13 protein-coding genes are annotated in these 12,914 nt (G+C 67.4%); 2 read left to right on the forward strand and 11 right to left on the reverse strand.

Annotated features, from left to right (window positions below; translation table 11 throughout):
* Positions 1-9: 9 nt before the first annotated feature.
* The 9 genes from DL990_RS26140 to DL990_RS26180 all read right to left on the reverse strand — a co-directional run bounded on the left by DL990_RS26140 (position 10) and on the right by DL990_RS26180 (position 9,596).
* Positions 10-1,878, reverse strand: coding sequence for a Na+/H+ antiporter (locus tag DL990_RS26140; RefSeq protein ID WP_199746608.1), 1,869 nt, complete (start codon positions 1,876-1,878; stop codon positions 10-12).
* 40 nt (positions 1,879-1,918) lie between these two features.
* On the reverse strand, positions 1,919-2,314 hold the full coding sequence (locus DL990_RS26145; protein WP_125800191.1) for a VOC family protein: 396 nt from the start codon (positions 2,312-2,314) through the stop codon (positions 1,919-1,921).
* 5 nt (positions 2,315-2,319) lie between these two features.
* Positions 2,320-2,724: a helix-turn-helix transcriptional regulator gene (locus DL990_RS26150; protein ID WP_198941864.1), complete on the reverse strand. Its 405-nt coding sequence runs from the start codon at positions 2,722-2,724 to the stop codon at positions 2,320-2,322.
* A 117-nt stretch (positions 2,725-2,841) separates the two neighbouring features.
* Complete coding sequence (locus DL990_RS26155; RefSeq protein WP_125783157.1) at positions 2,842-5,940, reverse strand: CBM35 domain-containing protein; 3,099 nt, start codon at positions 5,938-5,940, stop codon at positions 2,842-2,844.
* Between the two features lie 136 nt (positions 5,941-6,076).
* A complete protein-coding gene (locus DL990_RS26160) occupies positions 6,077-6,463 on the reverse strand; it encodes a YchJ family protein (RefSeq protein ID WP_125800266.1) in 387 nt (128 codons plus the stop codon).
* 19 nt (positions 6,464-6,482) lie between these two features.
* A complete protein-coding gene (locus DL990_RS26165) occupies positions 6,483-6,860 on the reverse strand; it encodes a DUF1801 domain-containing protein (protein WP_125800192.1) in 378 nt (125 codons plus the stop codon).
* A 73-nt stretch (positions 6,861-6,933) separates the two neighbouring features.
* The gene (locus DL990_RS26170) at positions 6,934-7,137 is read right to left on the reverse strand and encodes a helix-hairpin-helix domain-containing protein (RefSeq protein WP_125783153.1); all 204 of its coding nucleotides are present in this window, start codon (positions 7,135-7,137) and stop codon (positions 6,934-6,936) included.
* 28 nt (positions 7,138-7,165) lie between these two features.
* A complete protein-coding gene (locus tag DL990_RS26175) occupies positions 7,166-7,795 on the reverse strand; it encodes a hypothetical protein (protein ID WP_199746597.1) in 630 nt (209 codons plus the stop codon).
* A gap of 547 nt (positions 7,796-8,342) precedes the next feature.
* Positions 8,343-9,596, reverse strand: coding sequence for an HNH endonuclease signature motif containing protein (locus DL990_RS26180; RefSeq protein ID WP_125800193.1), 1,254 nt, complete (start codon positions 9,594-9,596; stop codon positions 8,343-8,345).
* A 176-nt stretch (positions 9,597-9,772) separates the two neighbouring features.
* On the opposite strand from DL990_RS26180, the gene DL990_RS26185 reads away from it, so the two are divergent.
* Together DL990_RS26185 and DL990_RS26190 are read left to right on the forward strand one after the other, a co-directional pair.
* On the forward strand, positions 9,773-10,069 hold the full coding sequence (locus DL990_RS26185) for an antibiotic biosynthesis monooxygenase (protein WP_125800194.1): 297 nt from the start codon (positions 9,773-9,775) through the stop codon (positions 10,067-10,069).
* A gap of 245 nt (positions 10,070-10,314) precedes the next feature.
* Entirely contained in the window at positions 10,315-11,112 is a 798-nt protein-coding gene (locus tag DL990_RS26190; RefSeq protein ID WP_199746598.1) for a DUF1684 domain-containing protein, read from the forward strand.
* Here the strand turns inward: DL990_RS26190 and DL990_RS26195 are convergent.
* Positions 11,094-12,089 carry a BtrH N-terminal domain-containing protein gene (locus DL990_RS26195; RefSeq protein WP_125800195.1) on the reverse strand — a complete coding sequence of 332 codons (996 nt, stop codon included), beginning with the start codon at positions 12,087-12,089 and terminating at the stop codon, positions 11,094-11,096. The two genes, DL990_RS26190 and DL990_RS26195, sit on opposite strands and share 19 nt — an antisense overlap.
* Entirely contained in the window at positions 12,086-12,889 is an 804-nt protein-coding gene (locus DL990_RS26200) for a MerR family transcriptional regulator (protein WP_125800196.1), read from the reverse strand. Before DL990_RS26200 ends, DL990_RS26195 begins: the two co-directional genes overlap by 4 nt.
* Positions 12,890-12,914: the final 25 nt, after the last annotated feature.

A 12,914-nucleotide genomic window follows, 5' to 3' on the forward strand; every position in this document is an offset into this window, starting at 1 on the left:
GATACCGATTCACCCCAGCTGTTTGTCCACGAAGCACCAGCGCCAGGTCTCGCCGGGTTCGTGGCTGCGCATCACCGGGTGCAGGCTGTCGTGGAAGTGCTCGGTCGCGTGCTTGCCCGGTGAGGAGTCGCAGCAGGCGACGTTCCCGCATTTGACGCATTCCCGCAGATGCACCCAGGTCATCCCCTTCTCGACGCAGACGGCGCATTCGTCAGGCGCATTAGGCTGGACTTCTGGCCAACTCTTGGTCAGATGTTTGCAGGATCCCGCCGTCGCAGCGGGGGTGCGCAGTTCCCGATCGGAGTCCGGCACGGCCTCCTCCTCCCTGTCCAGCATGGATTCCTCGATGTCGAGGCGTTCGAGGATCCGGCGCAGGACATCATCATCGGCCATCCCGGAGTCACGCGCCTCCAGGAACTTCTCCCGTTCGACCTCGAGCAGCCGCAACCGCAGCCGCCGATAGGCGTCACTCGGGGTTTCGGTCAGCGTGCTCTGCCTGCCGAGCTCCTCCCAAGCCGAGTCCGAGCGGTGCTGGAGACGGCTGCGCAGGCGTTCGACGATGTCTTCCGGGTCTTCGGGAGTCCGGATCTTCTCCAGCTCTTCGAGCGCGGCCCTGGTCATGTCGTGGAGGACGGCCGCCTCCTGCAACGCGTCCACGGCCGGATCGGGCGGCGGCAGTTTCAGGCGGCGGACCAGCACCGGCAGCGTCGTCCCGTGCAGCAGCAGCGTTCCCGCCACGACGACGAACGCGACCAGCACCAGTACGGCACGCTGCGGAGTGTCCGCGGGCAGCACGAACGCCGCCGCGAGCGTGACGACCCCGCGCATCCCCGCCCACGCGATCACCGCCGAGTACCGCCACGGCCAGGCGTGACGGCCGAACAGCCGCCGTGCCAGGCCGATGCCCGCCATCCAGACGATCCGGGTGACGATGGTCGCGGCGAGGGTGGCGGCACAGATCAGGACCAGTTCCAGCGCGGTCAGCCCGCTGTCACCGACCTCGGACATGATCCGGCGGACCTGGAGCCCGATCAGCAGGAAGACGATGTTCTCCAGCAGGAACTGGATGGTCTGCCAGTTCAGCCTGCTGGCCAGCCGGGAGCGGCCCGATAGCATGCTCGGCGCCTTGTGCCCGAGGATCAGCCCCGCGACGACCACGGCGATCACGCCGGAACCGTGGATCGCCTCGGCTGCCAGATAGGCGACGAACGGAACCACCAACGACAGCGCGGTGTCGGTGACCGGATCTTCGAGCCGGGTGCGGATCAGCGCGGCGAGCGCGCCGACGGCGAACCCGATCACCAGCCCGCCACCGGCGGCGAGCAGGAAGTCCCCGCCGACCTGCAGAAGGCTCACCGAACCGGCGATGGCCGCGATGGCGGTCCGCAACGCGACCAGCGCGGCCGCGTCGTTGAACAGGCTCTCGCCCTCCAGCAGCCGGGTCAGCTTGCGCGGCATCCCGACCTTGCGGGCGACGGCGCTGGCGGCGACCGCGTCGGGCGGCGCGACCACCGCGCCGATCGCGAGCCCGGCGGCCAGCGGCAGGCCGGGGATCACCAGCCACGCCACGACACCGACCGCGGCCGTGGTGAAGATGACGAGCCCCACCGAGAGCAGCAGGATCGGCCCGCGGTTGCGGCGGAAGTCGATCAGCGAGGTGCGGATCGCGGTGGCGTACAGCAGCGGGGGCAGCAGCCCCAGCAGCACGACCTCCGGATCCAGTTCGTACTCCGGGACGCCCGGCACGTACGAGGCGACGACCCCGACCGCGATCAGGCACAGAGGCGCCGACCAGTCGAGTTTCCGCGCCGCGGCGGTGACCAGGAGGACGGCCACGACCAATGCCACGAGTTCTACCGCGATCTCCACGTCGCTCATCATCACCCGGAAGCCTCGGTGCGCGCGCACCGAGGCCGGGCTACCGCTCCTCGAACCGCACCAGGTTGCCCGCCGGGTCGCGGAAAGAGCAGTCGAAGGCGCCGTAGGACTGCTTCTTCGGTTCTTGGACGACGTCCGCACCCGCCGCCTGGACCCGGTCGAAGGTCCCGATCAGATCCGGGGTGGACAGCACGACGATCCCGTGGACGCCCTTGGCCATCAGTTCGGCGATCGTGGCGCGTTCCTCGCCGGTGATCTCCGGGCCGTCGGCCGGGGGATGGAGCACGAGCGACGTCTCCGGCTGCCCTGGCGGGCCGACCGTGGCCTGGAGCGGGCTTTCGGCACGCACTTCGAAGCCCAGGATGTCGCGATAGAAGGAAAGTGAAGCCTCGAGATCGTCCGCGGGAAGGTAGGACGCTCGAATCGAGAGGGTCATGCGACTCAAGGTAGGTCGGCGCGCGGCGGGGTCGCTTCTCGATTCCTGATCGGTCGCATGACCTGTTTGACGACGCAGCCGGGCATGCCGCGGCCGTCCTCCGCCGCCTGTTTGCGGTACGCGCTCGGCGAGATGCCGACCAGTTCGGAGAACCGCGTGCTGAAGGTGCCCAGCGACGAGAAACCGACGTCGAAGCACACTTCGGTGACCGACATGTCCCCGCGCCGCAGCAGCATCATGGCCCGCTCGATCCGGCGGGTCATCAGGTAGCTGTAGGGCGATTCGCCGTACGCGGCCCGGAATTCGCGGCTCAGGTGCCCGGCGGAGACGTGCACGCCGCGGGCCAGCGCCTCGACGTCCAAGGGCTGCGCGTAGTCGCGATCGATCCGGTCGCGGACACGGCGCAGCATCGCGAGGTCCCGCAGGCGCGGGTCGGGTTTGCCGGTCACCCGGAAAGCGTAACCCACGCGAGTACGGGAAAGGCCCCCTTCGCCAGGCGGCGAAGGGGGCCTCAGGCGACTCCCGGTCTAGAGGGTGATCTTGTCGATATTGGGGCCGCCGTTCGCCGTGGTGGCGACCGCCCTGATCTTGTTCACTCCCGCCGCCAGTGTCACCTTGACGGTTCTGGTCGTCCAGTTCGGCCAAGCCCCGGTGCCGCCGAAGCCGACACCGGACGCGCTGATCGTGCCGTTGACCGAGAAGTCGAGCGGCCGGTTCGCCGTCGTCCCGTTGGCGTAGCGGACGACCACGTCGTAGGTGCCCGCGGCCGGCACGTTCACCGTCCACTCGACCGAGCTGCCCGCGACGTTGTCGTAGTTGACGAACCCGGTGCCGGTGAACCCGGCGTGGTTCGACTCGACCGCGCCCTGGTCGATCGCGGCGTCCTCCGCCTGGTAATCGACCGGGTTGCCAGGACCGGGGCCCGACCCGTCGGCCGGAACGGTCTGCGTGCCGGTGTTCCAGCCCGAGACCCGCACCGAAGGCTTGGAGCCCTTGAGGTCGGCGGTGCGGTACTTCGCGGTCAGTGTGGTCGTTTCACCCGGCCACAGGCTCACCGCGTTGTCGTTCCACTCCACCGGGAGCACCGGCTTGCCCGCGGCGTCCACGACCTTCGAGTCGACGTAGAACGCCGGGAGCTTGCCGCCCGAGGTGTTCTTCAGCGTCACGGTGGTCGTGGTGGTGCCGTCGCCACCGGCGACCGACTTCGCCGTCGCGCTGACCGCGGACTGCCCGAGGTTCTTCAGCCCGGACAGATCGGCGTAGCCCGACTGGGGCGTGTAGTACCAGTCGCTGCCGGCCCAGTTCAGCGTGTCGGCCTTGGTGGAGAGCCAGTACACGTTCCGGCTGACCTCCTTGCCGGAGGAGTCGGTGAGCACCAGCTTCGCCAGGTAGGTCGTCGAAAGCCCGCTCACCGCCGGGACGGTGACCGCGGTGGCCTTGGCGCCCAGCGCGCCGACCGACAGGCCGGTCTTGGTGTTGCTGTACTTCTCGGTGCCGTCGAGGTTGTACAGCTTCGTGGTCGCCGTCAGCCCGCTCGCCGCGTTCGACGTCTGGTTGATCACCACGACCGAGCGATTGTCGTGCGAATACTGGATGTGCAGCGGCTCATTGGCCTTCTTCGCCCCGTAGTAGGCTCCGTTCTGGTCCATGTAGGCGTCGAACAGCTGCCAGTGCAGCGAAGTCCACGGGCTGTTGAGCATCCAGTAGATCAACCCGGTCGACGGGTTGGTGGAGTCGGTGTAGTTGCGTGAGTGCGATTCGAACTCCGCGCGGACGTTCTCGTACTGGGCGAGCTGCGCCTTCCGCACGAAGTCGTTCAGGTCGGCCGGCGCGCCGTAGCGCTTGGTGAGCGCGTTGCCGAACAGCTTCAGATCCGCGAACGTCGTCGACGAAGAGCGGTGGTACTGGGGTGCCGATGGGTTCTTCCACATCGTTTCCAGTTCGCTCGCCGACATCATCCGCTTCAACGTGTCCATCGTCGGGATGTCGACGCCGGCGCTGGTCTCCGAGTTGAAGTTCCACGCGCCGCCGCGATCCTTCTGCGACTTGTCGTACCAGTAGACCGGCGGGACGTAGTCGTACGGGCCGTTCATCTTCATGCCGGAAGCGCCCGTGATCGGGGACGGCCTCTTCGACGCCGACGGGATCACGGGGAGCTGGAAGTCGGCGGCCTTCATCGCGTCGAGGTAACCCTGCTCGATCCGCCTGTCCGGCGCGAAGTCGCTGCCGATGTGGAACGAGATGACGCTCGGGTGGTCACGCAGACGTTCGGCCTCCGAGAACATCGAAGCCTTGGCGATCGGGTAGTCCGACTCGACCCATGGCTCGCCCTTCTCCTCGCCGTTGACGTGCCCTTCCCATTTGTCGCAGCATTCCCAGCCCGGCATGGTCAGCACGCCGAGGTCGTCGGCGATGTCGAAGAACTCGTCCGGCTCGATGTGGCCTTCCAACCGGACCGTGTTGAGTCCGAGGTTCAAGACGTACTTGAGCTTGTCGGCCGCCGCGGTCTCGCTCCAGCGCAGGAAGAGGTCCGGGGTGTAACCGCCGCCGCGGATCAGCAACGGTTTGCCGTTGACGCTGTACTGCCGTCCGCCACTGGAGTTCAGCGGCGCCTTGACGTCACGGACGCCGAACTTCGACTTCGAGGTGTCCGACGGCGTGCCGCCGACACTCGCGGTCAGGTCGAGTTCGTACCGGTGCTGGCCGCCCATCCCGGCGGGCCACCAGAGATTCGGCTTGTCGAGGCCGACCAGGCCGAAGGTGACCGTCTTGCGTTCCTTGGCGGCCAGCGAGACCGTCTGGGTGATCGGCTTGCCCGCGACCGTGCCGGCGACGGTGGCCTGCACCGCGTTCGCCGAGTCGTTGCGGACGTCGGCCTTCACCGTGAGGTCGGCGTGGTCGAGCGAGGAGTTCAGCTTCTGGACCACGTGGGCGCTGCGCAGCGCGACCGGCCCGCTGCGGCGGACGAGGACGTCGCGCACGATGCCCATGTTCTGGTCCGGCGGGGTCTGCGCCCAGTCGATCCAGCCCATCGAGAGGTCGTTGTTGGGATCGTTGGGGTAGACCTTGAACGCGACGCTGTTGACGCCCTGGCGCACGTGCGCGGTGATGTCCAGGTCGTGGCGGGTGTAGGCGCCGTTGACCTGGTCCTTCGTCGCGATCTTGGTGCCGTTGACCCAGACGTCGGCCTTGGAGAGCACGCCGCTGAAGTCGAGATAGGTGCGCGACGACGTGTCCTCGACGTTCAGGTCCGTGCGATACCACCACGGCACGGCGAACTGCGCGGTCGGGACGTTCTTCATGTTCGTCGAGTAGAACGGGTCGGCGTACTTGCCGTTCTGCAGCAATCCGGCGTAGACCGTCGAGCGCGACGACACCGGGTACCAGCCGGTGGTGGGGAAGCCCGGCTTCGAGACCGCCGAGTCGTCGCTGACCTGTGCCGAGGACTGGATCACGTAGCCGGGGATCGGGGTGGCGTTGCCCGCGGCGGCGCCGACGGACAGCGGCACGGCCACCTCCGCGCCGGTGGCGGCGGGAGCGGTGGTCACCCCGCAGACCGCGGCGGCCAGCGCGGTGACGGTCAAGGCCAGTAACGGGATCCGTGTTCTCTTCTGCCGAAAACTCACGAGCGCGCCTCCTTGGGCACACGGCGGCGGACCTGGGCGGAAATCGTTAAGAAAGTTCCCTAACAATGTTGGGGGAGATAGTAGCCTCCACTCCGCGCCGGGAACAGACCCTTGCACCGGGTTCGTCAGCGCTTGCTCAGCTGACGGGCGCCACGTAGATCCACTGTCCGTCGACGCGGACGAAGCGGCTGTTCTCGTGCATGCTGCCGGGCCGGCGATCCTGGCGGTAGTGGGCCCGGAACTCCACGGTGCCCTCGTTCTCCAGTAGTCCGCCGCCGGTCTTGCCGAGGATCTCGAGGAACGTCCAGCGCTGTCCCGGATCGAGCTCGAGGTCCTCAGGCCGGGTCTTCGGGTGCCAGGTCTTCGTGAGATACGCGGTGTCGCCGACGGCGAACGCGCTGAACCGCGACCGCATCAGGAGTTCGGCGGTCGGCGCGGTCGCGGCTCCCCGGTGGAAGCGGCCGCAGCAAACGCCATACGGCTCGCCAAGGCCGCACGGGCAGCGGGATTCGTCGGTGATCACAGGCACGCCGCCGATTGTGTCATCGCGCCGTCGCGGTGACTTCGAGGTCTCGCGCCTGCTTGAGCCAGCCGGTGAACAGGTCGGCGTCGATATCCTCGACGGAGCGCAGCTTGACGTGCGCCATCTCCCGCGCGCTCGCCTCCAGCCTGCCGGACTCGTCGTCGACGAGCTGTCCCTTCCAGAGGGCGAAGGTGACGTACGACGAGTACGCCTTCATCAGGCAGACAAGGTTCTTCCCGGCGGCTTCGCCCACGCTCCAGGTCGGGGAGGCGTGGTACATCGCCTCCGCGGAACCCGGCAGGGCGGCGTTGACGATCGGGCGCAGCGTGGTGGCGACTTCCCGCAGGTTCTCGGGCAGAACGGCGATGTAGTCGTCGACATTCGCGAACTTGGCCATGACTGGATCTCCCTCGGTCGGTGTGCTGCGTTGAGCTAACCGTCCGAAGGTTCAAGTTGTCAAGACAAAAAAATTAGTCGGTGGGTTTGTATGTCTGACCTCGCGCTTCCAGGGCTTCGCGGATGATGCGGAGCGCTTTGGGGCCGACGCCGTGCAGGCTCGCGAGTTCGGCCTCGGTGGCGCGGGTGAAGTCCTCCAGGCGCGTGTAACCTGCGCCGGTGAAGGCCCGTGTCGCCGGTTTGCCGATGCCGGGCGGCAGGTCGCTCTGGTCGTCCATGGGATCCATTGTGGTCGCTGGTGCGGGGTCAAGGTGCGGGAAACTGGACGGCCACTTCGACAGTGGTCTCCAGCGTCGCCTCGCTCGGCCGACCGGCCTCGGGAGCGGACTCGGCGATCACGACCAGCTTCTTGGCCAGACGAGAGTCGTAGCTCTCGCCGGTGAAGCGGCTACCGTGCCGCACCTCGCCGAAAAGCGCGACGTTGCCGGTGTCGTCCCTGTCGACGAGCCTTTTCAGGTCGCTCGCCTCGCTCGCCACCGGCATCTTCACCCACGCGACGGACACGATGATGGTGTTCCCGGCGCCGTCATCGACGGTGATCGCCATGCGATCGAGGTCGACGCAAGGGTGGTGCAGGAAGAAACGCTGGACCTCACCGAAGGAATGCGGACCGCATTTCAGTTCCCGTTTCGCGGTTCTCTTGAGCTGGCGCCAGCCCAGGCGCTGCCATGCTTCGGAGTGACGGCCTTTTTGTGCGGACTTCTTGCTGGAGCTCTTGCCTTTGAGGGCCTGGCTCGCGGCGGAATCCAGGGAGGCCGCTGTGCCTCCGCCTATTCCACTGGTGGCGGCCACGACCACTCCCGCGGTGGCCAGCGCGCCCGCACCGTACTTGTATTTGATCCAACGACCGTCCGGGCCACGTGGTTGATTCACCATGACGCACTCCGTCCCCTCCCAAGTCCGGAACGGCCGATCCTGCTCCGGGTTTTGCCGAGGAATCGAGGACTCTTTCGCCAATACGCCCGAACGGAGTAGCAGATCTTCGGGATTCCGCCGGTACTGAACAGTTTTCAGGGGAGGGTCTCTCGCTCTCGGCTCAGCTGCCGTGGGCTCGTTGCCTGAACGAAGGGTGGTGAGTGGCGGCTGTGTGGATTTTGGTGCGTTGGGTGACCCGAAATCCACGCGGTCGTGCGTGATCGGTCCGGTCGGGGCCTTCTGCTGGCTCCTGGTTGTCGTTCCGTGAAGGACTCCTTGAGGGACTCTGGGTCTCTCAAGGAGTCCTTCACGGAACGGGACCACCCCCGCGAGGCTCAGCGGCATCGGCAGTCGCGACTTGAGCGCGTGAAGGAGGCCTTCACGCGCTCCCGGGTACGTGAAGGACCCCTTCCTGTACCTAGGCGCAAGGAAGGGGTCCTTCATGTACTTCAAGTCCGGTGGGCATGGCGAGGGGCCCGTCGCCGGTGTGGCTGGCGGGCTCCTCGGGTCACACGTGGTGGAGGGTGTTGCGCCGGGGTTTCTGTAGCGGATCTCGGTATTGGGGTGGGATGAACTCCGGTAACCCATCGGCCGCCATCCGGACTTCCCAATCACCGTGATGGATCAGCCGGTGGTGGAACCCGCACAGCAGTACGAGGTTCCGGAGGTCGGTGGGGCCTCCGTCTGCCCAGTGGTGAATGTGGTGGGCGTGGCAGTTCTTGGGCCGCCGGTGACAGCCGGGGAAGGCGCAGCCGCCGTCCCGGATGTTCAACGCACGCCGCTGGCCGGGGGTGACGAACCGTCGCAGCCGCCCCACATCGAGAGGTTCACCAGCGGCGCTCATCACGACCGGCAACATCAGGCAGTCGCAGGCCGCCAACCGGGCTTCGCGGGCCGTCATGGTCCCGACAAAGTCGAGGCAGGCGGTCCCGAGACCGGACTTCAACTCGTCGAGTCCGATGGTGACATGCAGCAGAGTGCGGTAGCCGCTGGTCCCGGGCTGATCCGGGCACGCGATCGCCAGATCCAGGATGTCGACCCACGCGTCGCCCATGCGCTCGCATTTCATCCGCAGATCCGCTTGACCGAACTCGTCCACCGGCCGCGGCGCCGCATACGCCTCCAAAGCCGCCGCCGTGCGAGCACCCGTCTCATCATCAAGGAGACCAGTCAGCTTCCAGAACCCGTCCTTGCGGCGCTCCAAAGTGATTTCCCGGCGCGGCGGAGCGGGTTCCGGATCCTTCGGTTCATTGCCGTCCGGGTCCAGCAGCGCAAGCAGGTTCGCTTCGGCGTCGGCGAGCTGGCGAGGTCCGGCGTCGCGGGCGAGGGTGGCGAGGATCTTCTCCGCACTCGCCCGATCCTCGGCAGAGGTCTCGGCCGGGAGCTTCTTCAAGATCTCCAGGATCTGATCGATCCGCTCATTCCCGACCAGCCCCTCGGCGGCCACGGCGGCGGTGGCGGGCGCGACAGCAGGAACTTCGGTGCCGTCCAAAGCGCGGGTCGGGTTCAACGCGATCGCGCGATTCACCACCGCACGCGCCTCACCGACCGACAATCCCGCTATATCGGCGAACCAGTTCGCCGTGCGGCCATACCCGTACAAGTCTTTGACGCCCCGAGACTCGACCTCCGCCAAATACCGCCCCAGTCCGGCGGTGGCCATCCTGATCACCTGCAACGACTGCTGCACGCCGTGGGCAAGCTCCAGCTTGCCGGCGCGCCACAGTTCTTGCGGCAATTCGGGAAGGAAAGTCTCGGACACCACTCAATAATACCGCAAAACAATCGAACAGGCGTTCGTAATTTTAAGCGACAGCGAAATCGAACGAACAACACTGAAGAGTGACGGCGCCGATAATGAGCCCACGTCTGCGTCACCGAATCGAACCCGCCGACGTCCCGAGTAGCCGACAAAGGCGGTCACCTAGCATCGGCCTCATGACGACAGTGGAACTGACCCGCTTCAAGGTCCCGGCCGACCGCGCGGACGAACTGCTCCAGGCCCGCCCCGCGATGCTCGCCGACTTCCGGGCCGACCGGGAGGGGTTCCTCGACGCTCAGCTGATCCGGGTCGACGACGAGACGTGGCTCGACGTCGTGTGGTGGCGTTCCTCCGAGGACTTCGCCGTGTCGCGGGAGAAGGGGGCGAATCTGCCGGGGATCAAAGCCTTCTTCGCGCCGATCGCCGAGTTGGTCTCCGCCGAGGAGGGCACTACCGGGGACTATCACGCCTAGGCCGTGTCCGGTAAGTCTGTTCGATGGGCTTCGTGATCCAGGTGGTTCCTGGCGGTGCGGGCGGATCGGCCTCGTACCGGGTCGTACTCGGCCGCGTCCGCCCGTGCCGTCAGGGACCACCTGGGCGCGAAGACCGCGAACATGACTTACCGGACACGGCCTAGCCCACATGCCGGGACGGGAAATATCGTCGTCGTCGAGCCGTTGACCTGGGAGAACGAGCAAGGTTACGGAAGGGATCGGCGATGAGCACAAGCCTGGACACGTTCACGCGGGACTGGCAGGGCTGGAAGACCGAGCGCGAGCGCGATCTCGCCGATCCGCTCGGCTGGCTCGCTCTGGTCTCGCTCGACTGGCTCGAGGACAAGCCGCGCGCGTACGAGGGGCTGCCCGGCGTGTGGTGGCAGGACGCCGACGCGGCGTACCTCGATCCGCAGGGCGCGGATCTCTCGCACGATGGTGAACGGGTCGCCGGAGTTCGTCGCTTCGAGCTGGTCAACAGTGGTGCGACCACCCGGGTCGTCGCGGGTGACATCGAGATCGAGGTGGCGCGTCGCGGCGGGTACCTGATCCGGACGCATGACCCGAAGGCGCCGGTGCTGAACGCATTCCGCGGTGTCCCGGCGTACGAGCCCGACCCGGCCTGGGTGCTGTCCGGGACCTTCGAGCCCTTCGACGAGCCGCGGCCGACCACGGTCGGCGCGGTCGTCGAAGGGCTCAGCCACGTCTATGTCTCTCCGGGCGTCGTGCGTTTCGAGCACGACGGCGTGGAGCACACGCTCACCGCGTTCAACGGCAAGAAGGACGGCCTGCTCATCCTGTTCACCGACGCCACGAGCGGCGTCACCACTTACGCGGCGAACCGGTCGCTCGCGGTGCCGTCGCCCGCCGAGGATGGATCCGTCGTCCTCGACTTCACCCGCGCGACGAATCTGCCGTGCGCGTTCACCGACTTCGCCACCTGCCCGTTGCCGCCGGCGGGCAACGATCTGCCGTTCGCGGTGGAAGCGGGGGAGAAGCTGCCTTACGAGCGCCCACACTGAACCGTCGCGAGCGCCGTCATCGCCTCCTGTTCGCGCTGAGCCAGCTCGGACAGGACGGCGGACGCGTCGGCCAGGTGCCGGGCGTCGCCGGTTTCCCCTGCCCGGGTGAACAAGTGCGCTACTTCGGTCCACAGTGGAGCGATCTCGCGGTACTTCTCATACGCGGTTCGGAGACCGGCGTCATCGACGAAGGCAGTGCATTCTTCGAGGAAGTCGCGGTAGATCCGGCGGAAGAGCGCGCCGCCGGTCCCCGCCCGTTCCATCAGGACGGCGGCCTGCGGCAGGTCGCGTGCCGGATCGCTGCCGCGGTCCAGCCACTTCCGCACCTGGACGGCGGCTTTGCCGATCCCGCGGTACCCGAGGTTCGCGATGGGCGGGGCGAGGAACTCCGCCGCGTTGGCCCGCACAGCATCCCGGAGGACGTCCGAAAGCGGCTTAAGCGGCTCATCGGCGCGAAGAGTGAACGAGCGGTTCTTCGCCGTCATGGGGCCCTTCTCCCCGCGGGCGCGTTCCAGGCTCTCCAGTGAGGTCGATACGGAGCCACCCTGCTGCGCCGTGTCGACAAGGAAGGCGGTTTCCTGGTCGTAGCCGCATAGAGCGGCGAAGTGCCCTCCGAAGTGGACTTTCGACGTGAAGTACTCCAGGTGGTACGAGTCGAGTTGCAGGCCGACCGGCGCACCGGCGTCGATCTCCTCGGCCACGTTCCGCCACGCCGTGCGCGCCGACGTCGTTTCCTTGACCCGCAAGGTCAAGCCGAGACGGTCGGCCAGCTTCCGGGTGATCTCGAAGGGTTTACTGCGCCCTCCGAGGAAAGGGAACGGCAGATTCTTCCCGTCCCAGTAGATGAAGCCGAGGCCTTCGCCGAGTCCGAACAGCATCGGTTCGGACAGTTCGATCCCGGCGTGCCGCAGGAGGACGTGGAGCGTGCTGGTCTCGCAGTGCTCTCCGCCCGCGGTGTCGACGCCGTCGAGGATCACGAGGTCACCGGCCAGGCGATCTCGGTGCGGTAGGACTCGGGCGCGACCGACGGCCCGGGCGCCACGAGGTACAGCTCCTCGGCGGGCCCGGCCGGGACGAGGTCGCGTTCGGCGATCCAGCGGCCGAGCGATCGGTACGCGGTCTCGACGTCGTCGTAGTCACCCTCGTGGATCGTCGCGACGAGCAGGCCCCCGGGAAGCTCGTCCGCGCCGATCTCGCCGTCATCCCGCACCGGCCCGTCCACCGGGACGAACAGTTCGACGGTCAGCTCATCGGGATCATCTGTGAGGTATCGGGTCCCGGGTGGGCCGGACGGCATGACTCCTTGCGCGGCGAGCACCGCGAACAGCCGCCCGTACGCGGGGCCGATCAGTTCGGCCAGGCCGCTCAGCGGCGTCCGGATCGACAGGCGGGCGATCGGCTGCGGCGTGCGCACGCGTTCGTAGACATGCAGCCACCGTGTCGGTTCGGCGAGCACGGAGTCGAGCCTGCCGCTGATCGCCGCGAGTTCCGCGGCCCGCGCCGCCACCCGGTCGTGATGCCGTTTGATCGAGGCCTTCACCTCGTCCGGCGTATCCGCGTCGAGGATCTCGGCGATCTCGGCCAGCGGCACCTCCAGCTCCCGCAGCCGCCGGATCAGGCCCGCGCGGGCGAACTGGCCGAGCGAATACCGGCGGTACCCGGTGCCGGGGTCGATCTCCGCGGGCACCAGTAGCCCGATCCGGTCGTAGTTCCGCAGCGCGCGGACCGACAGCCTCGTGGCGTGCGCGAACACGCCGATCGGCATCAAGGTCGTCATGGGACCAGCCTGAACCCTCTCCCGG

Origin of the sequence: Amycolatopsis sp. WAC 01416 (assembly GCF_003947485.1) — a bacterium.
Lineage (GTDB): Bacteria > Actinomycetota > Actinomycetes > Mycobacteriales > Pseudonocardiaceae > Amycolatopsis.